The organism is Actinophytocola xinjiangensis, from assembly GCF_001921215.1.
GTDB lineage: Bacteria > Actinomycetota > Actinomycetes > Mycobacteriales > Pseudonocardiaceae > Actinophytocola > Actinophytocola xinjiangensis.
Genome location: NZ_MSIF01000001.1, coordinates 86,789 through 107,795, shown reverse-complemented (window position 1 = coordinate 107,795; position 21,007 = coordinate 86,789). Strand labels below are relative to the sequence as shown.

The window sequence follows — 21,007 nt, the reverse complement described above, 5'->3', positions numbered from 1 at the left end:
GACCGGCCCGCCTCCCCGGAATTCACAGTCGACACGGCGAGTGTCATGCGCGTACCTCTCCTTCCCGCGCGGTGATCCGCCCGCGCAACAGCGTGGTGACCACCCGGGCGGGCAGCTCCATGCCCTCGTACGGGGTGTTCGTGGCGATGCTGGCGAACTCCGCGCCGCGCACCGTCCAGGTCGCGTCCGGGTCGACCAGCGTCAGGGTCGCCGGCTCGCCGACCGCCAGCGGCCGGCCCTGGTCGGGCAACCCGGCGATCTCGGCGGGGCGCTCGCTCATCACCCGCGCCACACCACGCCAGTCCAGCAGGCCCGGCTCGACCATCGTGCGCACCACGATCGACAGCGCGGTCTGCAGGCCGAGCATTCCCGGACGTGCCGAGGACCACTCGCAGTCCTTGTCCTGCGTCGCGTGCGGGGCGTGGTCGGTGGCCACGCAGTCGAGCACCCCGGCGGCCAGCGCCGCGCGCAGCGCCGTGGTGTCCTCCCCGGTCCGCAGCGGCGGGTTGACCTTGTTCACCGGGTCGAAGGTGGTCAGGCGCTCGTCGTCGAGCAGCAGGTGGTGCGGGGTGACCTCGGCCGACACCGCGATCCCCTGCTCCTTGGCCCAGCGCAGGATCTCGGCGGTACCGGCGGTGGACACGTGACAGACGTGCAGCCGGGCACCGGTCTGGCGGGCCAGCAGGCAGTCGCGGGCGACGATCGACTCCTCGGCGACGGCCGGCCAGCCGGCCAGGCCCAGACGCGCGGCGATCTCGCCCTCGTGGGCCTGGGCGCCGGCGGTCAACCGGGGCTCCTCGGCGTGCTGGGCGACGACCACGTCCAAGGCGGTGGAGTACTCCAGCGCCCGGCGCATCAGCAGCGGGTCGTGCACGCAGTGGCCGTCGTCGGAGAACACCCGCACCCGCGCCCGCGAGCCCGCCATGGTGCCCAGCTCGGCCAGCCGCTCCCCGGCGAGGCCGACCGTCACCGCGCCGACCGGGTGCACGTCGACCAGCCCGACCTCGCGACCCCGCCGCCACACGTGCTCGACGATCACCGCGTTGTCGGCGACCGGGTCGGTGTTGGCCATGGCGAACACCGCCGTGTACCCGCCCAGCGCCGCGGCGGCCGAGCCGGTGGCGATGGTCTCGGTGTCCTCCCGGCCCGGCTCGCGCAGGTGGGTGTGCAGGTCGACGAACCCGGGCAGCAGGACCTGGCCGGTGGCGTCGAGAACCTCGGCGCCCTCGGCGCCCACCGTGGGCCCGATGGCGGCGATCAGGCCGTCGCGCACCAGGACGTCGACCGGCTCGCCCTCGCCGTAGGGCCGCGCGCCGCGCAGCACCAGCGGTGTCCTCACGCCATCTCCTCCTCGTGGGCCAGCAGGTGGTAGAGCACCGCCATGCGCACGTGCACGCCGTTGGCGACCTGCTGGGTGATCGCGGCGCGTGGCGAGTCGGCCACCGCCGAGGCGATCTCCATGCCGCGCAACATCGGCCCCGGGTGCAACACGACGGCGTGGTCGGGCAGGGTCGCCAGCCGCGCCTCGCTCAGGCCGTAGGCGATCGAGTACTCCCTGGCCGACGGGAAGAAGCCGCCGTGCATCCGCTCGGCCTGCACCCGCAGCATCATCACCGCGTCGGCGCCGGGCAGCTCCGCGTCCAGCGTGTGCGAGACGGTCACCGGCCAGCGCCGCACCCCAGCCGGCAGCAACGTCGGCGGGGCGACCAGGACGACCTCGGCGCCCAGGGTGGTGAGCAGGTTCACGTTGGACCGGGCGACCCGGCTGTGCAGCACGTCGCCGACGATCGCGATCCGCCGCCCGGCCAGGTCGCCGAGGCGTTCGCGCAGGGTGGCGGCGTCGAGCAGGGCCTGGGTCGGGTGCTCGTGCATGCCGTCGCCGGCGTTGACCACCGAGGTGCCGGCCTCGGTGAGCCAGCCGGCGAGCCGGTGCGCGGCCCCGGAGGAGGGGTGGCGCAGGATCACGCAGTCCGCGCCGGCGGCGGCCAGGGTCAGCGCGGTGTCCCGCAGCGACTCGCCCTTGCCGACCGAGGAACCGCTGGCCGAGACGTTCACCACGTCGGCGCTCATCCACTTGCCGGCGATCTCGAAGGACACCCTGGTGCGGGTGGACGCCTCGTAGAACAGGGTGATCACGGTGCGCCCGCGCAGCGTCGGCAGCTTGCGGACCTCCCGGCCGAGCAGGGTGCGCTTGAGCGCCTCGGCGGTGTCCAGGACCGCGCTCGCCTGGTCGGCGTCCAGGCCGTCGGTTCCCAGCAGGTGTTTCATGTCCCGTCTCCCGTCCGCCGCAGGACCACCGCGTCGTGGCCGTCGGTCTCGGCCAAGCGGACGTGGACCTCCTCGGTGCGGGAGGTCGGCACGTTCTTGCCGACGTAGTCGGCGCGGATCGGCAGCTCGCGGTGGCCCCGGTCGACCAGGACGGCGAGCTGGACGGCGCGCGGGCGGCCGGCGTCGCGCAGGGCGTCAAGAGCGGCGCGGATGGTGCGGCCGGAGTAGAGGACGTCGTCGACCAGGATCACCAGCCGGTCGTCGACGCCGTCGGGCGGCAGCTGGGTGGCTCCGAGCGGACGAGTCGGCTTACGCCGGAGGTCGTCACGGTAGAGGGTGACATCAAGCACACCGGTCGGTACGGCGACGCCGCTGAACTCGGCGATCCGTGCCGCCAGACGGGTGGCCAGCGGCGCGCCCCTGGTCTGGATGCCGAGCAGGACCACCGGTGCCGAGTCGGGCACGTCGAGTGCCGTCCGCTCGATGACCTGATGGGCCATTCGGGCGACAGTGCGTGCGACGTCGCCGGCCGAGAGCAGCTCACGCTGCCCAGCCGGTTCCGCCGCACCGCGGTTGCGCGGTGCCACGGTCTGACCTCCTTCCCCGCCTCACCGGACGGGTCCTTAAAGGACGTCGAAACTAGCGTCCAAGTCGGACGCGCTAGCACCGTACCAGGCTCAATGGATCCACCAACCGGGTGGTAATAATGCAGATCAACCGCAGATGTTCCCAGATCAGCTTGACCTGGTGACAACACTAAGTAACCATTACTCTGCGTGTTGATATGCGGCTACCCGCGGCGTACACAGATCGGCCAGCGGGGCGAATGAATGGGAGAATCGCCATATGGGCGACTACGCCAAGGCGCTGGGGAGCAAGCTCCGCGGCATCCGCCAGCAGCAGGGCCTGTCCCTGCACGGCGTCGAACAGAAGTCCGGCGGCCGCTGGAAGGCTGTCGTGGTGGGCTCTTACGAGCGGGGCGACCGCGCGGTGACCGTGCAGAAGCTGGCCGAGCTGGCCGACTTCTACGGGGTCCCGGTGGTCGAACTGCTGCCAGAGGGCCGCGTGCCCTCCGGAGCCGAACCAGCGACCAAGATCGTGATCAATCTGGAACGTCTGCAGCAACTGCCAGCCGAGAAAGTCGGACCGCTGGCCAGGTACGCGGCAACGATCCAGAGCCAGCGCGGTGACTACAACGGCAAGGTGCTCTCGATCCGCACCGAGGACCTGCGCTCGCTGGCGATCATCTACGACATGACACCCGGTGAGCTGACCGAACAGCTGATCGACTGGGGTGTGCTTCCCCCGGAAGCTCGCCCTTCCAAAGAGGACTGATCGCAACCGAGCCGGTGGCTGGCGCACCGGCTCGGTTGTCGGCACCGCCTGCTCAGCGAGCGGCCACCACCTCCGGTGTGGGCGGCCGAACCCGGCGGCGTACGCGGGAGACCGCGACGCCCGCCAGGCAGAGCACACCACCGGCGAGGGTGAGCCATCCCGGCACCTCGTCGAGCGCGACCCACGACATCAGCACGACGATCGTCGGCACCACGTAGGTGGTCGCGCCCATCTTCGCCGCCGTCGTCCGGGCCAGGGCGTAGGCCCAGGTCAGGAATGCGATCGCGGTCGGGAAGACCCCGAGATAGACCATGTTGAGCGTGGCCGACAGCGGCGCGTCGCCGAGTTCGCCCACCAGCTGGCCGGTGAACGGTAAGCAGGCCACCGTCCCGACCAGGCAGCCGAACGTGGTGACCTGCACCGCCGAGGCATGCCGCAACGCGGGCTTCTGGCAGGTCACCCCCAGCGCGTAGGTCGCGGCTGCGACCAGGCACAACAGCACGCCGAGCACCGAGGCGTCGCCGGCGTCGGAGATCGACAGGCCGACCACCACGGCCCCGGCGAACGACACCGCGATCCCGGCCAGCACCTGGCGCGGGAACCCCTCCTTGAGCAGCCAGCCGCCGAGCAGCGCGATCAGCACCGGACCGATGTTGACCAGCATCGCCGCCGTACCGGCGTCGACCTCACGCTCGCCCCAGTTGAGCGCCACCATGTAGACACCGAGCCAGAGCACGCCGGACCCGATGATCCCCGGCCAGGCCGCACGCCGCGGCCAGCCCTCCCGCCGCCACAGCAGGACCAGCACCAGCACGGCCGACCCGGTGAGCAGCCGGCCCAGCGCCAGCGCCCCCGGCGAGAAGTGCTCCCCCGACACCCGGATCGACACGAACGCCGACGCCCACAGCAGGACCGTGACACCGGCTGCCGCCAGGCTGCGCCGGTCGATCCCGGCCTCAGTGATCTCCATGCCGCCAAGCTAGATCGGAACACCGACGAATCTCGCGCGGTTTTCCGTCCTGACGTCGGAGGTCACACCGGGAGTCGAGCCCGGAACTAGAGGGTGGCGCGCAGCTGGTCGGCGATCGTCGCCAGCCGGCCGAGGACCCCGTTGACGAACCGGGGCGAGTCGTCGGTCGACAGGGACTTCGCCAGCTGCACGGCCTCGTCGATCGCCACCGGATCCGGGACGTCCTGCGCCCAGAGCAGCTCGTACACGCCCAGGCGCAGGATCGCCAGGTCCACGAACGGCATGCGGTCCAGCGTCCAGCCCTCGGCGTGCTCGGTGAGCAGCTCGTCGATCCGCTCGCGATGGGCGACCACACCCTCGAGCAGCACGGTGGCGTAGTCGTCCGGCGGCGGGTGTTCGGCCACCGCGGTGCGCTCGGCGTGCAGCACCAGCGGATCGGTGTCGCGCAGCGCCGCCGCGTAGAGGATGTCGACCGCGCGCTTGCGAGCCTTGCTGCGCGCGCCCACTAGGAGCTGACGCGGCCGAGGTAACGGCCGTCGCGGGTGTCGACCTTGACCTTCTCGCCGGTGGACAGGAACAGCGGGACCTGGATCTCCGCGCCGGTCTCCAGCGTGGCCGGCTTGGTGCCGCCGGTGGACCGGTCGCCCTGCAGACCGGGGTCGGTCTGCCGGATGATCAGCTCCACCGAGGTCGGCAGCTCGATGAACAGCGGCGAGTCCTCGTGGGTGGCGACCACGGCGGTCTGGTTCTCCAGCAGGAACCGGGCGTTGTCCCCGACGACGTCACCGTCGATGTGGATCTGCTCGTAGGTCTCGCCGTCCATGAAGACGTACTGCGACCCGTCCTGGTACAGGTAGGTCATCTCGCGGCGGTCGACGGTGGCGGTGTCCACCTTGATACCGGCGTTGAACGTCTTGTCGACGACCTTGCCGGTGAGCACGTGCTTGAGCTTGGTGCGCACGAAGGCCGGGCCCTTGCCCGGCTTCACGTGCTGGAACTCCACGACGGCCCACAGCTGCCCTTCGAGGTTGAGCACCAGGCCGTTCTTCAGGTCGTTGGTGGAAGCCACGGGATAGTAATCTCCTGTACTCGCAACGGGGTCACACGACGACGAGCTGCTTGGTCGTCAGCGTGAGAAGCTCTGGATCGCCGTCCCGCACGACGAGCGTGTCCTCGATGCGGACTCCGCCCCTGCCGGACAGGTACACGCCCGGCTCCACGGTGACTGCCATGCCGGCGGACAGTTTACCTTCACCCGTCTTGGCCAGCGCCGGGGCCTCGTGGATCTCCAGGCCGACGCCGTGACCGAGACCGTGCAGGAACCGCTCGCCGTGCCCCGCGTCCTCCACCACGCCGCGCGCCGCCGCGTCGACGTCGCGGACGTCGGCGGCCACCCGCAGCGCCGCCCGGCCGGCCGCCTGCGCCGCGGCGACCAGGTCGTACAGCTCGCGCTGCCAGTCGGCGGGTGCACCCAGGACGAAGGTGCGGGTCATGTCCGAGTGGTACCCGTCGACCAACGCACCGAAGTCGAGCTTGACCAGGTCACCGGCCGCCAACACGGCGTCGGTCGGCCGGTGGTGGGGCACGGCGGAGTTGGCCCCGGTGGCCACGATCGACTCGAAGGACGGGCCGGCGGCGCCGTGGTCGAGCATGCGGCCCTCCAGTTCGCGGGCGACCTCCCGCTCGGTGCGGCCGGGCCGCAGACCACCGTGCTCGATGAGGTCGGCGAGCGCACGGTCGGCGGCGGCGCAGGCCATCCGCAGGGCCTCGATCTCGGTGTCGTCCTTGACCACGCGCAGCTGCTCGACCAGCCCGGAGGCCCGAACCAGCTCGACCGCGTCCTCGCCGCCGGCCGCGCGCAGCACGTCCAGCTCGTCGACGGTGACCCGGTGGCTCTCGTACCCGGTGCGCCGCAGTCCCTTCGCGGCGGCGCGCTCGACCAGCGCCGGCGGGCACGGCCGCTCGATGAGCCGCTCGAGGTCGGGCACCTGCTGGGCGGACTGGGTGAGGTAGCGGCCGTCGGTGCACAGGACCGTGCGCTCGTCGTCGTCGGCGTGCACCAGCAGGGCGGCGTTGGACCCGGTGAATCCGGTCAGGTAGCGGACGTTGCGCAGGTCGACCACGAGCAGGGCGTCCAGCTCACGCTCGCGCAGCCGGGTTCGCAGCGCCGTGCGGCGCCGGGCGTGGTTGTCGGGCATAGGTGCGACTGTAGTAGGGCGGGCCTACGCTGTGGCGATGCGAACCTGGCTGCTACGCGGCGCGGCGCTGGCCGTGGTGCACGCGGTGGCGGAGACGGTGCGGACGGACTTCGGGGTGCACAACCCGACGTCCCGCACGGTCTTCGAGGCACTGACGCTGGGGGTCCTGGTCGGCGTCGCCGCGGTCTGGGGCGCGGTCGACAGCTGGCGCGAGGTCCCCGACCGCGGCCGGGCGTGGGTGCTCGCGGCGCTCGTCGCCGGCCTGGGCGGCGCGATCCTCGGCGTGGTCGGCAAGGCGAGCTTCGTCGACCAGTCCGGTGTGGCCGACCTCGGCGCCGCGGTCACCGGCGGCGCGGCGTTCGTCGCGCTGCTGGTGCTGGTCCCGGCAGGCGTCGGTCTGCTGGCCGGCCGGTGGATCGGCCGCTCACACCGCACCGACGACGCCGAGGCCTGAGCGGTCCGCGGTCTGAGCGGTCAGCGGGGTGGGCCGAGCAGGTCGGGGCCGCTGTCGTAGGCGTCCCACTCCTGTTCGGGCATGTCCAGCACGGCCGAGGAGTTCAGTGCCGGGACCTCCTCGGAGTTCACCGGCCAGAGACGGTCGTCGATGAGGAAGGCGACGCCACGGTTCGGGGTTCGCCTGGCCTCTGCGCCCGGTTTCAGGCGGGCGGCGACCTCGGCCTTCGCCAGGGCGGGCACCGGTTCGTCGAGGATGCGGATGGCGAGTTTCTCGGCCACCGAGCGGCGGTCGATCCGCACGAGGGTGCCGTCGACGACCAGGTCGATGGTGCGCTGCGGTGAGGGCATCGCGAAACCGTCGAGCGCCAGCAGCGCGCGGCCCTCGTTCTCGCAGGCGTTGAAGCCGACGACGTCCAGGCCGAAGTGGCGCAGGTTCGACGGCCCGAAGCGGCCCTGGTGCGTGGCCCGCACCAGGTCGATGGAGACCGTGCCGCACGGGTCGTCGCGCGAGACCGGGGCGTGCCCGTCCGGCCGGCGGACCAGGCCGGGGCCCTCCCGCCAGACTCCGGGCACGAGGACCGGTTCGTAGGGCTGGTGGCGGAAGTTCAGGTCCCAGAACGTGATCGTGGTGCCGTCCTGGGTCTCGTGGGCGATGGCGAACGCGGCCAGCGAGTCCACCCACATCCAGTCGGCGCTGAACGCGTCGACGATCGAGCGCAGCCGCTCGCCGGTGTTCGTGACGTCCCGAAAACCGCCGGGCGCCAACGCCTGGACGTTGGTCTGGAAGTTGGGGTCCGGCGAGCGGAGCACGAACTGGCCGGCGCCGTTGTGCCCGGTGTACTCGCCGGTGGTGTCGGTGAACATCAGGTAGAACTGGCCGGCGAGGTAGAGCACCGAGGGCTGGCCAGCGCCGTAGGTGTTGCCGTTGTTCACGTCGCGGGCGGCGCCGACGATCGGTTTGCCGCTGTTGGCCCTGGTCCAGACCCGGCCGTCGGGGCTGGTGGCCAGGCCGATGGCGTTGCCGAGGGCGTGGTCGCCGGCGGCGCCGGTGTAGTAGAGGTAGTAGGTCGCGCCGACGCGGATGACCGACGGGTCGCAGGTGTGCATGCCGTCGAACCCGCCGGGGCGGCCGGAGAACACGGGGGTGGCGGCCCTGCCGTCCGGGCCACGGAAGCCGCCGTCGATCCTGGTGGACTCGGCCAGCAGGATGTCGTCACCGGGCGGGTTGGCGATGCCGAGTTGGCTGCACCACCACATCCGGTACTTGCCCCGGTCCAGCAGCAGTGACGGAGCGTAGTTGTAGGGGGCGTCCCCGCCGCCCGCCGCGATGGTGCCGGAGCTCGCACGGCCCCGGGCCGTGGTGAGGACGACGGGTTCGGGGTCGGTGTCCTGGGGCTGCGCCGACGGCGAGGCTTCCTTACCGGGCAGGACGTCGATCGCCGGCCCGTTGGTCGGCGGTGAGGCCTCGCTCGCGGTACACCCGGCGACCAGGGTCATTCCGAGCAGCAGAGCGGACACCACGGCCGATCTTCGACGGTGCGTAACGCGCATCGTGGACGTGTCCTCCGAAAGGTAGCCCCATCGAGATCCTTGCCTAGTGTAACGATTACGCCATGTGATCAGCTGCCACCAGTTCGAGTTCGAACCCCGCGTCGTCATGCAGGTAGGCCGCGTAGTGGTCCGGTCCGCCGGCGTAGGGGTGTCGGTCGGCGAACATCAGTCGCCACCCGTGGCCGGCCGCGGCGGCGGTGATCCGGTCAACCTCTGTCCTGGTACGGACGTGGAGGGCCAGATGGTTCAACCCCGGCCGCCGACGGTCGTGGACCTCGCCCACCCGGTCGGGAGAATCCTCGACGACGACGTAGGTCGACCCGAGCCGCCAGCTCACGCCCCGGTCCCAGCGCTGGTACTCCCGCCAGCCGAGTTCGACCAGCAGCCACCCCAGCGATTTCTCCGCGGTGGCCAGGTCCGCCACCCACAGCTCGACGTGGTGCACACCGCCCGTGGGCCGGGGACTCACCAGCACGCGGTGGGTCGCCCCGTAGTGCTCGCCCCGGCCGACGTCGTGGAAACCCAGTCGCCGCACGAACCTCAGGCCACGGTCGTTGTCCTGGTGCACCAGGGCGAACACGACCGGCGCGCCGAGCGTGTGGTGGGCGTGGTCGACCAGCGCCCGGGCCGCCTCCTCGGCCAGCCCGGTCCCCCAGTGCCCGCTCGCCAGGTACCAGCCGACCTCGATCACCCCGCCGGGCAGCTCGGTCGACACCCGCACGTGTCCGATCCCGACGACCTGTCCGTCCCGTGTGAACACCCAGTCGCCGGTCCCCCGCGGCCCTCGGTACCCGAGCCGGCGGTCGATCATGGCGGTGACCCGGTCGGGGTTGTCGAGGTCGTCCCCGTGGAAGCGGGTGACCTCGGGGTCACCGAACAGGGCGGCGACGGCGGCGGTGTCCTCAACGCCAAGGGGACGCAGGACCAGTCTCGGGGTGCGCAGGATGGTCATGCGGTGGTGGTGATCCACCGCAGTGCCAGCGTGTACCCGTCGACGCCGAGCCCGACGATCACGCCACTGGCGACGGCCGAGATGTAGCTGTGGTGTCGGAACTCCTCCCGCTTGTGCACGTTGGTGATGTGCACCTCGACCAGCGGCGCGGTGAGTTGGGCGCACGCGTCCCGCACGGCGATCGAGTAGTGCGTCCACGCCCCGGCGTTGAGCACGACGGGGGTCGAGTTCCGGGCGGCCTCGTGCAGCCAGCCGAGCATCTCGCCCTCGTGGTCGGTCTGGCGCACCTCGACGTCGAGGTCGAGCTCCCGTCCGGTCGCGACACACAGCTCCACGAGGTCGGCGTAGGTGGTCGAGCCGTAGACGTGCGGCTCCCGCGTACCCAACTGGCCGAGGTTGGGTCCGTTGAGCACCAACACCTTCATGGCCTTGCCCTCCCTTGTGGTCCGTCCGGCGACAACCGTAGCCGACACCCGATCAGTCCTTTGTAGACACCGCGCGATAGGCGGCGGTGAGCAGGTCGGGGTCGGGGTCCTCGAGCCGCCCCGGCCGCGCGAGGCCGTCGAGCACCACGAACCGCAGCACCCCGGCGCGGGTCTTCTTGTCCCCGAGCATGCCGGACACCAGCTCCGGCAACGCCCCGGCCTCGTACCCGGTCGGCAGCCCGATCGAGGACAGCACCGCACGATGCCGGTCGACGGTCGCCTGGTCGAGCCGGCCGGCGGCACGCGCCAGCTCGGCGGCGAACACCAGCCCGACGCTCACCGCCGCGCCGTGCCGCCACCGGTAGCCCTCGCGGCGCTCGATCGCATGACCGAGGGTGTGGCCGTAGTTGAGGATCTCGCGCAGGTTCGACTCACGCAGGTCCGCCGCCACGACGTCGGCCTTGACCTGGATCTTGCGCCGGACCAGCTCGGCCAGGACGTCGCCGTCCGGATCGAGCGCGGCCACCGGGTCGGCCTCCACCAGGTCGAGGATCACCGGGTCGGCGATGAACCCACCCTTGATCACCTCGGCCATGCCGGCCGCGAGATCGGCACGCGGCAGGGTGCGCAGCGAGTCGAGGTCGGCCAGCACCGCGCTCGGCTCGTGGAACGCCCCGACGAGGTTCTTCCCGGCGTCGATGTTGATGCCGGTCTTCCCCCCGACCGCGGCGTCCACCATCCCGAGCAGGGTGGTCGGCACGTTGACCAGCCGCACCCCGCGCATCCAGGAGGCCGCGACGAAACCGCCGAGGTCCGTGACCGCCCCGCCACCGAAGGCGACCACGACACCACCACGGTCCATGCCCATCGCGGCCAACGCGTCCCAGCAGGCACCCGCCACCGCGAGCGTCTTGCCGGCCTCGGCGTCCGGGATGGCGACCGGCTGGGCGTCCACGCCGGCGGCCCGCAACCGGCCCAGCATCGCCCCCGCCTCGGTCGCCAGCGTCGGCGGGTGCACCACAGCCACCTTCGGCGCACCGGCGACCGCCTCGACCAACTGGTCCCCGAGCCCATGCCCGACCGTCACCACGTACGGCCGACCGGTCGCGACCTCGATCCGCACCGGTCCGCTCGCCTGATCACTCATGCGCCGAGCATGTCACCGTTGGATCACCCGTCCCACACCACCTCCGTCCTGCCGGAGTGGCCACGCGCCTGGGCCACCACGCCCGCCTGCCGTTCGACGGCCGCGCGCTCCCCGGCCGTCAGGTCCCGGTGCGCGTCGACCGTGAGCCGCAGCGTCCGCCCGCTCTGCCGGGCCCGCCACACGCCCGACACCTCACCGGCCACCACGACCACACCCGGGCTGCCGACCGCCCGCCACACCGCCTTGGCCGCCGACCGCTCCGGTACCAGGAACGACCGGTGACCGAGGACCAACGCGTCCCGCGCCGGCAGCAACAGCGCGGGTGGTGGGTCCGGCGCACCGGAGACCGTCGCGACGGTCTCGGCGTGGGCGAACACCGTGCCGTCGGCGCCGGCGACCCGGACCGGGACCAGCTCGTCGCCCAGCACGTCGAACGCCGGTTTCAGCCAGGCCGGCGGCGCGGTGACCGATCTGGTGTCCAGCCACACCAGCAGATCGCCCAACGTCACCGGGCCGGCCAGCAGGGCGTAGGACCGCAGCAGCTCGACCAGCGCCGCGTCGCCGTCGCCGGGGTCCGCCGGCGGTGGCCCGAGCCGGAACCGCTGGCGCCGGCCACCGCCCGGCTCCAGTTCGATACCGGCGTAGAGCGTGCCCAACCGGAACAGTCCCTCGGCCACGTGTGCGGTGCCGCAGCCCGGGCACCACGGCCTGGCCACCTCGGGCAACGACGGGCTGACCGCGCCCGACAACTCGCCCTTGGTGACCGTCCCGCCGGGGAAGACCTCCCGCAGCCGTCGCGCCACCGTCTCCAGCAGCGCCGGTCCGTCCGCTCCCGAGGCGATCAGCTCGTCGCCGTACCCGCCGAGAAAGGCACGGAGCATCTCGTTGTCCCCGGGACGCAGCGCCGCCCGCAACAGCGGCAGGTCCGCCCGCCGGTGCAGGTGCGGTGAGCCCCGCACCGTCATCGCGAGCACCAGGTCAGGCTGATCCGGCGCACCATGGGCGATGCGCTGACGAAGGCCGAGCCCGGCCGACCCCGGTGGCGAGTCCTGCAGGCCGAGGGTCAGGACGTCCAGCTCGCCGACCGACGCGACGCCGTGCAGGCCCTGGGCCGCCACCCGGTGGGCCAGCACGTCGCGTCGGTCCAGATCAACTGCCATGCACCAGATGTACCGGAGAACACCGACAGTGTCAGGACCCGTCGCTCAGTCTGTGGACAACTCCAGGGTGGCCAGGACGTCGGCGAGCACCTCGTCGGGCTCCCGGCCGCTGGTCGGCACCGTCGCGGCCGCCACCCGGGTGTAGACCGGACGGCGCTGGTTGAGCAGTTCCCGCAGGTGGGCGCGGGGGTTGGGCATCAGCCACGGGTGCAGCGGCACGAGCCCCTCGCGACGCAACAGGTGTTCCAGCTCGACATCGAGGAACACCACGTGGTGCGGTTCGAGCAGTTCCGGCACGCCCGGCGCGGTCGGCGTGCCGCCGCCGAGGGCAAGCACCCCGGTGAACGTCGGCAGGACACCGGCCAGCAGCTCCCGCTCCGACTCCTGGAACTTCTCCCTGCCCAGGCTGACGACGAGTTCGCCGGCCGGCAGCCCGTGCTCGGCCTCCATGTCGTCGTCGAAGTCGCGGAAGTCGACGCCGAGTCGCTTTGCGGCGAGCCGGCCGACCGTGCTCTTCCCGGACCCCGGCGGACCGACGAGGATCAGCACCGGCCCATTCACACGCTCACTCACGCTCTACCACCGCTCCCGCAGGTCCTTGAGGTACGACTCGGCGTTGCGCCGCGACTCGGCCAGCGAGTCACCGCCGAACTTCTCCAGTGCCGCCTCGGCCAGCACCAGCGCGACCACCGACTCCAGCACCACGCCGGCCCGGGGGACCGCGCACACGTCCGAGCGCTGGTGGATGGCCACCGCCGGCTCACCGGTCCGCACGTCGACGGTGGACAACGCCCTGGGCACGGTGGAGATCGGCTTCATCGCGACCCGCACCCGCAGCGGCTCGCCGTTGGTGATGCCGCCTTCCAACCCACCGGCCCGGTTGGACCGCCGGCTGACCCCGGTGACTCCGTCGGCGCGGTCGATCTCGTCGTGCGCCTCGCTGCCCCACCGGCGCGCGGTGGTGAACCCGTCGCCGACCTCGACGCCCTTCATGGCCTGCACGCCCATCAGCGCGCCGGCCAGCCGCGCGTCGAGCCGCCGGTCCCAGTGCACGTGCGAGCCCAGGCCGGGTGGCAGGCCGTAGGCGATCACCTCGATCACGCCGCCGACGGTGTCGCCGGCCTCCTTGACCGCCTCGACCTCGGCGACCATCGCCTCGGTCCCGGCCGGGTCGAAGGCGCGGACCGGGCTCTCGTCGATGGCCGCCAGGTCGCCCGGCTGGGGCGGCGGGCCGTCGGGGGCCTCGGCCCGGCCGATGGACACGACGTGGCTGATGACCTCGACCTCGAGGAGTTGGCGCAGGAAGGCCCTGGCGACGGTCCCCAGCGCGGTCCGCGACGCGGTCTCCCGCGCGCTCGCCCGCTCCAGCACGGGCCGGGCCTCGTCGAAGCCGTACTTCTGCATGCCGGGCAGGTCGGCGTGGCCCGGGCGGGGGCGGGTCAGTGGTTCGTTGCGCGCCAGGCCGGCCAGCTCGTCGGGGTCGACGGGGTCGGCGGCCATGACCTTCGACCACTTCGGCCATTCCGCGTTGTCGATCCGCACGGCGATCGGGCCACCCTGGGTGACGCCGTGTCGCACGCCGCCGAGGAACTCCACGGCGTCGGTCTCGAACCCCATCCTCGGGCTACGACCGAACCCGAGACGGCGACGGGCGAGTTGCTCGCCCAGCGAGGCCGTGGTGACCTCGACTCCGGCCACCATGCCTTCCAGCACGGCGACGAGGGCAGGTCCGTGTGATTCCCCAGCGGTGATCCAACGCAGCACCCGTCAATCCTGCCACGTCGGGGGGACCGACCCTTCTTCAGGCAATCCGAGCAAACAATCTTTTTTCCCCGAATCCGCTTGCCAACCCGCGCGACGCGACCGCAACATAACGCCATGATGCAATCACCGTTCGTAACCATCCTGTTCGCCGTGGCCGGCCTGGTGGCCGGTCTCGCCGGCCGTCGCCTGCTGGCGACCCTCCGCCGGGGCACGACCATCCATAGTGGATGGTTGATCGCCGGTGTCGGACCACCGTGGGCCGCGTTGGGGTGGCAGGCCTCCACCGGCGCCGTCCCGGCCTGGTGGCTACCGGTTCCCCTGACCCTGACCTGGTTCGCCGTCCTGCTCACCGCGACCGACCTGCGCCACCGCCGGCTGCCCGACGCACTGACGCTGCCTGCCTATCCCGCGCTCGGCGCCGCCGTCGCGGTCGCCGCCTCCGCCGGCGGCGGCTGGTCCCTGGCGACCGGGGCGTTGGTCGGGGCGGTGGTCTTCGGCGTCGTGCACGCCACGGTCCACCTGTCCAGCCCGGGAGCGCTCGGCGCCGGTGACGTCAAACTGTCCGGCAGTCTCGGCGGGGTGCTCGGCGCGGTCGGCTGGCCGGCCATGATGCTGGCCTCGGCACTGGCCGCCGTACTGACGCTCGCGCTCCGGGTGACCGGGCCGCGCCGGTGGCGTGAGGGCGTCCCGCACGGCCCGGGACTGCTGGCCGCCACCAGCCTGGTCGCGCTGTTCCCCGGCACCGCGCTGGGGACGCGATGACCGTCAGCCCATCGCCCTGGCGAGGATCTCCTCGACGATCTCCGACTTGGCGTCGGCGTAGCCCTGGACGTACTTCCAGTCCCTGGCCGCGAGTTCCCGCTTGGTCGCGGCGTACCGGTCACGGTCCTCGTCGTGGGTGCGCAGCCAGTCACGGAAGCCGAGCATCCGCGCGATCTCCTCCGCGGCCCGACTCGGGGAGAACACGTGCACGTTGACGTTGTGCGGGGCGCCGTGCTCGACCCGCCGGTACAGCACGCGGTGTTCGAGCCAGTCGGCCTCACGGATCCGCAGGACGTACCCCACGGCCTCCAGGTCCGGGACGTAGCTGGACTCGTCGGCGCTGTCGGCGACCTGCAGGACGATGTCGATGACGGGCTTGGCCGGCAGGCCCGGCACCGAGGTCGACCCCGCGTGGTCGACGGCGAGGGCCCGGTCGCCCAGCGCGCCGACGATCAACGCCCGGTTCTCCTCGAACCGTTCGGGCCAGCGGGGGTCGTAGTCCTCGAGGACGACCTTGATCTCGTGCGGTCTCAACTCCCCGATCGTGACCGTTCGTAGGTACTCCTCGTCCGTACCGTTCTCCACCTTGCGTTTCTGGACCATGACCCAAGGTTAGAGCGGCAGCGGCAGGATCTCACCGGTCGCCGCGCGCAGCGCCGCCCGCATCCGCGCACGCGGCGCCGGCAGGCCGGTGAACTGCTCGACCTGGCCGAATGCCTGGTGCAGCAACATGTCCAGGCCGGTCGCCAACCGCCCGCCCCGGGCGGCGACCGCCTCGGCCAGCGCCGTGGGCCACGGGTGGTAGATGACGTCGAGGACGTGCGCGGCCCTGGCCAGGTCGCCGACGCACGACGCGATCGCGGCGGCGGGCGCGGTGTTGACGAGGACGTCCGCCTCGTCGGCGAGCGCGCCGAGATCGGCCTCGGACCAGCGGGTCACCTCAGCGGTGACCCCGAGCTCCGAGGCACACCGGAGGACCGGCTCGGCCCTGGCCGGTTCGCGGGCCACCACGCGAACCGACCGGACACCGAGGTCCGCGAGTCCGGCGACGGCGGCACAGGCCGTGCCGCCGGCACCCAGTACGACACCGAAGGAGGTGGTGGATGAGGAGGTGAAACCCGCGGCCGCGCGGAGGGCGCCGGTGACGCCGTCCACGTCGGTGCAGTCGGCACGCCAGCCCGTGCCGTCCCGCACCAGGGTGTTGGCCGCGCCGACGGCCACCGCGCGCGAGGTGGCCGACCCGGCGTGGGCCAGCGCCGCCTGCTTGCCGGGCATGGTGACGGACAGGCCGACCCAGGCGTCGTCGAGCGACTCGACCAGCGCGGGCAGGGCGTCGGCGGCCGCCTCGAGCCGCTCGTAGGTCCAGCCCGTCAGGCCGAGTGCCTGGTAGGCGGCGCCGTGCAGCACGGGTGAGAGCGAGTGCGCGACCGGCGAGCCGACCACCGCGGCCCGCCGGGGGCCGGGGACGGGGTGTGCGGCCGAGGCATGCCCCGCTCCCGGCTCCGGCCCCCGCGTGGGGCCGGTGGCCGGGTCAGTAGGCACCCCTTGCCTCGGCTTCCCTCACGTTCTGCCGGTGCTCGTCGTGGGTCGCCGCGAAGCACGATGAGCCGTCGGTCTGGCACCGGACGAAGTACAGCCACTCGCCCTTCTCCGGCGTCACCGCCGCCTTGAGCGCGTTCTCGCTCGGTGAGGAGATCGGGGTCGGGACCAGGCCGGTGTTCAGGTAGGAGTTGTACGGGCCCGGCTTGGCGCGCTCCGAGGAGTCGGTGCGGATCGTCGGGCGATCGAGAACGTAGTTGACCGTCGAGTCGTACTGCAGGGGCATGGACTCGATCAGCCGGTTGTACGTCACGCGGGAGATCTTGCCGAAGTCCTTCTCGATGGCCTCGCGCTCGATCAGGGAAGCCATCACCAGCACCTGGTAGGGGGTGAAGCCGGTCTCCTCGGCGACGTTCGGCATACCGACGGCCTGCATACGGGTGGCCGAGTCGGTGACGAGCTCCTTCCACAGCTCGTCGGCCGTGGCACCGGGACGCACGTCGTACACGCCCGGCATGACCAGGCCTTCGAGCCTGCGCTGCGGGGTGGCCCTGCTGGCCGGGCCCTGGGCCCAGTCCGGCACGCCCAACTTGGCCAGGTCGCCCTTCTCGGCGGTGGCCCACAGCTGCTTGGCCTCCACACACGTCTTCTCGCCGTTCAGCTCGGCGCAGGAGGCCGTGGCGATCAGCGAGACGACACCGGGGATGACCCCGCCGTCGGTCTTGGTGATGTCGTGGAGCTGGGTGCCCGGCTTGATCTGCAGGTTGCCGACCCGCGCCTCGGGGGTGACGATCTGGCCGACGGCGGCCTCTCCGGACGACTTCGTCTTCATCACGTAGTAGCCGGGCTGGACCTGGCGAACCCGGCCGTCGGTCTCCGACGCCGCGACGAACGCGCTGGAACTCGCGACGACACCGGCGTCGACCAGGGTCGACGCGATGTCACCCGTGGAGTCACCCTTTTTCACCCGGATGACGACGTCGCTCTCCCCCGCACCGGAGAAGTCGTCGTAGCTGCCGATGTCCACGATCTGCCGGATGCCGTAGTACCCACCGCCGGCGATCAGCACCAGCAGCACACCCATGCTCACCCACAGGACCGTGCGGCGCTTCTTGCGCTTCTTCGGTCTACGGACCGGCTGCCTGCGGTCGGTGTGCGGGTCGAACAGGTCGAGGTCGTCGTTGCTCATTGGCGTGCCTCCGGAGGCAGGAGCCGTGCCCGCCCGTCCAGCCAGGCCTGCAAGATCTCGACGGCCGCCGCCTGGTCGACAACCGCCCGCTGCCGCTTCCCGCGAACCCCGCGATCACTGAGCATCTTGGTAGCACTGACAGTGGTGAGCCGCTCGTCGGCCAACCGGACGGGTACCGGACGTACCCGCCTGGCCAACCGCCGTGCGTAGGACACCGCTCCGGCTGCGGCCTTGCCGTGACGGGCCGCCAGCGTCCTCGGTAAACCGACCACCACTTCGACCACCTCGTGCTCGACGACGAGCTCAGCCAGCTGGTCGAGATCCGTGCCGGTGCGCTCATCGCGAGACAGCGTAACCAGTGGGGTCGCGAGAACCGGAGCGGGATCGCTCAGCGCGACCCCCACCCGCACGGAGCCGATGTCGACGCCGAGTCGGCGACCCGGACCCGGATCGTCGGAACCCGGCCGGTCAGGCTCGGTCATCGGGGTTCACCGGCGCCGGGGCGCCCCTGCGTCGCGACCGGCACGAACGTGAGTGTTGTCACGATCATGAACGCCGTCCGCGACACCGGGGAGCACGACTCACGCGGAGCCCTCCGCCAACGTCCGGCGCAGCGCGGTGACCGCCTCGGGGATGCCCTCGGCGTTCGTTCCGCCGCCCTGCGCGAGATCCGGCTTGCCGCCGCCGCGACCACCGACCGCCGACGCGAACGAGGGCACCAGCTTGCCCGCCGCCAGCCCACGGTCCCTGGCCGCCGCCGTGGTCGCCACCACGAAGCTCACCTTGGGGCCCTCCGCCGAGAACAGCGCGACCACACCCGGCCGACCGCCGAGACGGTTGCGCACCTCGCCGGCCAGCGCCCGCAGGTCGTTGCCGCCGATGCCGTCCGGGGTCGCCACCGCGACCAGCGCCGTCCCGCCGACGTCCTCTGCCTGGTCGGCCAGGGTGCCCGCCGAGGAGAGCAGCTGCGCGCCACGCAGCTTCTCCAGCTCCTTCTCCGCCGTGCGCAGCCGCTCGACGGTCTGGCCGATGCGCTCGGGCAGCTCCTCCGGGCGCACCTTGAACTGCTCGGCCAGCTGACCCACCAGCACGTGCTCGCGCGCCAGGAACCGGAACGCGTCCAGCCCGACCAGCGCCTCGACCCGGCGCACCCCCGCCCCGATCGACGCCTCGGACAGCAGCTTCACCACGCCGATCTCGCCGGAGCGGTGCACGTGCGTGCCGCCGCACAGCTCCTTCGAGTAGTCGCCGATGGTGATCACACGGACCTTCTCGCCGTACTTCTCGCCGAAGAACGCGATCGCACCCGACTTGCGCGCCTCGTCGAGCGTGGTGATCTCCGCCCGCACGTCGTAGTCGTTGAGCAGCACGTCGTTGACCTCGTCCTCGACGTCGGCCAGCACGCTCGCCGGCACCGCGCCGCCGGGCGAGGTGAAGTCGAACCGCAGCCGGCCCGGCGCGTTCAGCGAACCCGCCTGCGCCGCCTGGGTGCCCAGCGCCCGGCGCACGCCCGCGTGCACCAGGTGGGTCGCCGAGTGCGACCGGGACACCGCGCGGCGGCGCGTCGGGTCGACCTCGGCGTTGACCGTCGCGTCGAGCAGGACCTCGCCGGAGGCCACCGTGCCCCGGTGCACGTTCAGGCCCGCGACCGGCGACTGCACGTCCCGCACCTGAACCTCGAAGCCGTCGCCGACGATCCGGCCGGTGTCCGCGAGCTGCCCGCCGCCCTCGGCGTAGAACGGCGTGCGGTCGAGCACGACCTCGACGTCGGTCCCCGCGCCGGCCGACACCGCGGACGCGCCGTCCACCAGCAGGCCGACGACGGTCGCCTCGGTGGTCAGGTCGCGGTAGCCGAGGAAGTCACTGACCCCGTGCTTGTCGAGGATCGAGCGGTACGCCCCGCCGTCGCCGTGGCCGACCTTGCGGGACGCCGCGTCCTCCTTGGACCGCTGCCGCTGCTCGGTCATCAACCGCCGGAAGCCGTCCTCGTCGACCTTCAGACCCTGCTCGGCCGCCATCTCCAGGGTCAGGTCGATCGGGAACCCGTAGGTGTCGTGCAGCTGGAACGCCTGGTCGCCGGAGAGCACCGTGCCACCGGTCTGCTTGGTCTCCGCCGCCGCCACGTCGAAGATCCGCGAGCCGCTGGTGAGCGTCGAGAGGAAGGTCTCCTCCTCCGCCCGCACCACCGACTCGATCCGCTCGAAGTCGCTGACCAGATCCGGGTAGGACGGGCCCATCGTGTCGCGCACGACCGCCGCGAACTCCGGCAGCACCGGCTCGTTCACACCCAGCAGCCGCACCGAACGCACGATCCGGCGCAGCAGCCGGCGCAGCACGTACCCGCGCGCCTCGTTGCCCGGCGTCACGCCGTCACCGATCAGCATCACGCCGCTGCGCGCGTGGTCGGCGATCACCCGGAAGCGCACGTCGTCGACCGGGTCGACGCCGTAGCGGCGCCCGGACATCTCCTCCGCCCTGGCGATCACCGGCCGCACCAGGTCGGTCTCGTAGACGTTGTGCACGTCCTGCAGCAGGAACGCGACCCGCTCGATGCCCATGCCGGTGTCGATGTTCTTCGCCGGCAGCGTGCCGATCGGCGGGTGGTCCTCCTTGGGGGACAGCTCACCGCGCTCGTCCTGCATGAAGACCAGGTTCCAGATCTCCAGGTACCGGTCCTCGTCGGCGACCGGACCGCCCTCCCGGCCGAACTCGGGACCCCGGTCGTAGTAGATCTCCGAGCACGGGCCGCCGGGACCGGGCACGCCCATGTCCCAGTAGTTGTCCTTGCCGCCCCGGCGCTGGATCCGCTCGTCCGGCAGACCGGCGATCTTGCGCCACAGCTCGATCGCCTCGTCGTCGGTCTTGTAGACCGTCACCCAGATCCGTTCCGGGTCGAAGCCGTAGCCGCCGTCGGACTGGCTGCCGGTGACCAGCTGCCACGCGTGCTCGATCGCGCCGGCCTTGAAGTAGTCGCCGAACGAGAAGTTCCCGGCCATCTGGAAGAACGTGTTGTGCCGGGTGGTCTTGCCGACCTCGTCGATGTCGCCGGTGCGCACGCACTTCTGCACGCTGGTCGCGCGCGGGTACGGCGTCGGCTCCTCACCGAGGAAGTAGGGCTTGAACTGCACCATCCCCGCGTTGACGAACAGCAGGTTCGGGTCGTCGAGGATGAGCGAGGCGCTGGGCACCACCGTGTGCCCCGCCGACTTGAAGTGATCGAGGAATCGCTTGCTGATCTCGTGTGTCTGCACGGTAGGTCCTAGGAAGGTGTCGAAGCGACGGAGTTCCGGT

22 protein-coding genes are annotated in these 21,007 nt (G+C 71.8%); 3 read left to right on the top strand and 19 right to left on the bottom strand.

What is annotated here, in order from left to right:
- Nucleotides 1-43 precede the first annotated feature (43 nt).
- From BLA60_RS00530 to pyrR, 3 genes are read right to left on the bottom strand one after another with little or no spacing between them, the layout of a single operon-like run.
- Nucleotides 44-1,339, bottom strand: a complete 1,296-nt coding sequence (locus tag BLA60_RS00530) for a dihydroorotase (RefSeq protein WP_075130676.1) — start codon at nt 1,337-1,339, stop codon at nt 44-46.
- Entirely contained in the window at nt 1,336-2,268 is a 933-nt protein-coding gene (locus BLA60_RS00525) for an aspartate carbamoyltransferase catalytic subunit (protein ID WP_075130675.1), read from the bottom strand. Before BLA60_RS00525 ends, BLA60_RS00530 begins: the two co-directional genes overlap by 4 nt.
- Nucleotides 2,265-2,855, bottom strand: coding sequence for a bifunctional pyr operon transcriptional regulator/uracil phosphoribosyltransferase PyrR (gene pyrR / locus BLA60_RS00520; RefSeq protein WP_075130674.1), 591 nt, complete (start codon nt 2,853-2,855; stop codon nt 2,265-2,267). Before pyrR ends, BLA60_RS00525 begins: the two co-directional genes overlap by 4 nt.
- 259 nt (nt 2,856-3,114) lie before the next feature.
- Here pyrR and bldD point away from each other — a divergent pair, with 259 nt between their 5' ends.
- A complete protein-coding gene (gene bldD, locus BLA60_RS00515) occupies nt 3,115-3,603 on the top strand; it encodes a transcriptional regulator BldD (protein ID WP_075123575.1) in 489 nt (162 codons plus the stop codon).
- A 52-nt stretch (nt 3,604-3,655) separates the two neighbouring features.
- Here bldD and BLA60_RS00510 read toward each other — a convergent pair whose 3' ends face one another.
- The 4 genes from BLA60_RS00510 to BLA60_RS00495 form a co-directional block, all read right to left on the bottom strand.
- Nucleotides 3,656-4,573, bottom strand: a complete 918-nt coding sequence (locus tag BLA60_RS00510; RefSeq protein WP_075130673.1) for a DMT family transporter — start codon at nt 4,571-4,573, stop codon at nt 3,656-3,658.
- Between the two features lie 86 nt (nt 4,574-4,659).
- Complete coding sequence (nusB, locus tag BLA60_RS00505) at nt 4,660-5,079, bottom strand: transcription antitermination factor NusB (protein WP_075130672.1); 420 nt, start codon at nt 5,077-5,079, stop codon at nt 4,660-4,662.
- Nucleotides 5,079-5,642 carry an elongation factor P gene (efp, locus tag BLA60_RS00500; RefSeq protein ID WP_075130671.1) on the bottom strand — a complete coding sequence of 188 codons (564 nt, stop codon included), beginning with the start codon at nt 5,640-5,642 and terminating at the stop codon, nt 5,079-5,081. The genes nusB and efp overlap by 1 nt, the downstream gene beginning before the upstream one ends.
- A 31-nt stretch (nt 5,643-5,673) precedes the next feature.
- Nucleotides 5,674-6,771 (bottom strand): M24 family metallopeptidase, encoded by a 1,098-nt coding sequence (locus BLA60_RS00495; RefSeq protein WP_075130670.1) that lies wholly within the window; start codon nt 6,769-6,771, stop codon nt 5,674-5,676.
- Nucleotides 6,772-6,808: 37 nt separating this feature from the next.
- On the opposite strand from BLA60_RS00495, the gene BLA60_RS00490 reads away from it, so the two are divergent.
- The gene (locus BLA60_RS00490) at nt 6,809-7,225 is read left to right on the top strand and encodes a B-4DMT family transporter (protein WP_075131408.1); all 417 of its coding nucleotides are present in this window, start codon (nt 6,809-6,811) and stop codon (nt 7,223-7,225) included.
- Nucleotides 7,226-7,245: 20 nt separating this feature from the next.
- Here the strand turns inward: BLA60_RS00490 and BLA60_RS00485 are convergent, their stop codons facing one another.
- The 7 genes from BLA60_RS00485 to aroC are packed head-to-tail and all read right to left on the bottom strand — an operon-like array spanning nt 7,246 to nt 14,226.
- A complete protein-coding gene (locus BLA60_RS00485; RefSeq protein ID WP_075130669.1) occupies nt 7,246-8,778 on the bottom strand; it encodes a glycoside hydrolase family protein in 1,533 nt (510 codons plus the stop codon).
- A 55-nt stretch (nt 8,779-8,833) separates the two neighbouring features.
- A complete protein-coding gene (locus tag BLA60_RS00480; RefSeq protein ID WP_075130668.1) occupies nt 8,834-9,730 on the bottom strand; it encodes a GNAT family N-acetyltransferase in 897 nt (298 codons plus the stop codon).
- Nucleotides 9,727-10,155, bottom strand: coding sequence for a type II 3-dehydroquinate dehydratase (aroQ, locus tag BLA60_RS00475; RefSeq protein ID WP_075130667.1), 429 nt, complete (start codon nt 10,153-10,155; stop codon nt 9,727-9,729). The genes BLA60_RS00480 and aroQ overlap by 4 nt, the downstream gene beginning before the upstream one ends.
- A 52-nt stretch (nt 10,156-10,207) precedes the next feature.
- On the bottom strand, nt 10,208-11,302 hold the full coding sequence (gene aroB, locus BLA60_RS00470; protein ID WP_075130666.1) for a 3-dehydroquinate synthase: 1,095 nt from the start codon (nt 11,300-11,302) through the stop codon (nt 10,208-10,210).
- A gap of 23 nt (nt 11,303-11,325) precedes the next feature.
- Nucleotides 11,326-12,462, bottom strand: coding sequence for a DNA glycosylase AlkZ-like family protein (locus tag BLA60_RS00465; protein ID WP_084734503.1), 1,137 nt, complete (start codon nt 12,460-12,462; stop codon nt 11,326-11,328).
- Between the two features lie 45 nt (nt 12,463-12,507).
- Nucleotides 12,508-13,035 carry a shikimate kinase gene (locus tag BLA60_RS00460; RefSeq protein WP_154814037.1) on the bottom strand — a complete coding sequence of 176 codons (528 nt, stop codon included), beginning with the start codon at nt 13,033-13,035 and terminating at the stop codon, nt 12,508-12,510.
- Between the two features lie 3 nt (nt 13,036-13,038).
- Nucleotides 13,039-14,226 (bottom strand): chorismate synthase, encoded by a 1,188-nt coding sequence (gene aroC, locus BLA60_RS00455; protein WP_075130663.1) that lies wholly within the window; start codon nt 14,224-14,226, stop codon nt 13,039-13,041.
- A gap of 114 nt (nt 14,227-14,340) precedes the next feature.
- Here aroC and BLA60_RS00450 point away from each other — a divergent pair, with 114 nt between their 5' ends.
- Nucleotides 14,341-14,988, top strand: coding sequence for a prepilin peptidase (locus tag BLA60_RS00450; protein WP_084734502.1), 648 nt, complete (start codon nt 14,341-14,343; stop codon nt 14,986-14,988).
- 3 nt (nt 14,989-14,991) lie between these two features.
- Here the strand turns inward: BLA60_RS00450 and BLA60_RS00445 are convergent, their stop codons facing one another.
- The 5 genes from BLA60_RS00445 to alaS form a co-directional block, all read right to left on the bottom strand.
- A complete protein-coding gene (locus BLA60_RS00445; protein WP_075130662.1) occupies nt 14,992-15,591 on the bottom strand; it encodes a GrpB family protein in 600 nt (199 codons plus the stop codon).
- Between the two features lie 9 nt (nt 15,592-15,600).
- Entirely contained in the window at nt 15,601-16,530 is a 930-nt protein-coding gene (locus BLA60_RS00440) for a shikimate dehydrogenase (protein ID WP_084734501.1), read from the bottom strand.
- The gene (gene mltG / locus BLA60_RS00435) at nt 16,520-17,716 is read right to left on the bottom strand and encodes an endolytic transglycosylase MltG (RefSeq protein WP_075130660.1); all 1,197 of its coding nucleotides are present in this window, start codon (nt 17,714-17,716) and stop codon (nt 16,520-16,522) included. The genes BLA60_RS00440 and mltG overlap by 11 nt, the downstream gene beginning before the upstream one ends.
- Entirely contained in the window at nt 17,713-18,198 is a 486-nt protein-coding gene (ruvX, locus tag BLA60_RS00430; protein ID WP_075130659.1) for a Holliday junction resolvase RuvX, read from the bottom strand. The genes mltG and ruvX overlap by 4 nt, the downstream gene beginning before the upstream one ends.
- A gap of 99 nt (nt 18,199-18,297) precedes the next feature.
- Entirely contained in the window at nt 18,298-20,967 is a 2,670-nt protein-coding gene (gene alaS / locus BLA60_RS00425) for an alanine--tRNA ligase (RefSeq protein WP_075130658.1), read from the bottom strand.
- Nucleotides 20,968-21,007 lie beyond the last annotated feature (40 nt).

What these genes read in the sequence shown, in the direction of transcription:
- BLA60_RS00525 (WP_075130675.1), bottom strand. Translation starts at nt 2,268, where the DNA reads ATGAAACACCTGCTGGGAACCGACGGCCTGGACGCCGACCAGGCGAGC.
- bldD (WP_075123575.1), top strand. Translation starts at nt 3,115, where the DNA reads ATGGGCGACTACGCCAAGGCGCTGGGGAGCAAGCTCCGCGGCATCCGC.
- BLA60_RS00510 (WP_075130673.1), bottom strand. Translation starts at nt 4,573, where the DNA reads ATGGAGATCACTGAGGCCGGGATCGACCGGCGCAGCCTGGCGGCAGCC.
- BLA60_RS00495 (WP_075130670.1), bottom strand. Translation starts at nt 6,771, where the DNA reads ATGCCCGACAACCACGCCCGGCGCCGCACGGCGCTGCGAACCCGGCTG.
- BLA60_RS00490 (WP_075131408.1), top strand. Translation starts at nt 6,809, where the DNA reads ATGCGAACCTGGCTGCTACGCGGCGCGGCGCTGGCCGTGGTGCACGCG.
- BLA60_RS00485 (WP_075130669.1), bottom strand. Translation starts at nt 8,778, where the DNA reads ATGCGCGTTACGCACCGTCGAAGATCGGCCGTGGTGTCCGCTCTGCTG.
- BLA60_RS00480 (WP_075130668.1), bottom strand. Translation starts at nt 9,730, where the DNA reads ATGACCATCCTGCGCACCCCGAGACTGGTCCTGCGTCCCCTTGGCGTT.
- aroQ (WP_075130667.1), bottom strand. Translation starts at nt 10,155, where the DNA reads ATGAAGGTGTTGGTGCTCAACGGACCCAACCTCGGCCAGTTGGGTACG.
- aroB (WP_075130666.1), bottom strand. Translation starts at nt 11,302, where the DNA reads ATGAGTGATCAGGCGAGCGGACCGGTGCGGATCGAGGTCGCGACCGGT.
- BLA60_RS00465 (WP_084734503.1), bottom strand. Translation starts at nt 12,462, where the DNA reads ATGGCAGTTGATCTGGACCGACGCGACGTGCTGGCCCACCGGGTGGCG.
- BLA60_RS00450 (WP_084734502.1), top strand. Translation starts at nt 14,341, where the DNA reads ATGATGCAATCACCGTTCGTAACCATCCTGTTCGCCGTGGCCGGCCTG.
- BLA60_RS00445 (WP_075130662.1), bottom strand. Translation starts at nt 15,591, where the DNA reads ATGGTCCAGAAACGCAAGGTGGAGAACGGTACGGACGAGGAGTACCTA.
- mltG (WP_075130660.1), bottom strand. Translation starts at nt 17,716, where the DNA reads ATGAGCAACGACGACCTCGACCTGTTCGACCCGCACACCGACCGCAGG.
- ruvX (WP_075130659.1), bottom strand. Translation starts at nt 18,198, where the DNA reads ATGACCGAGCCTGACCGGCCGGGTTCCGACGATCCGGGTCCGGGTCGC.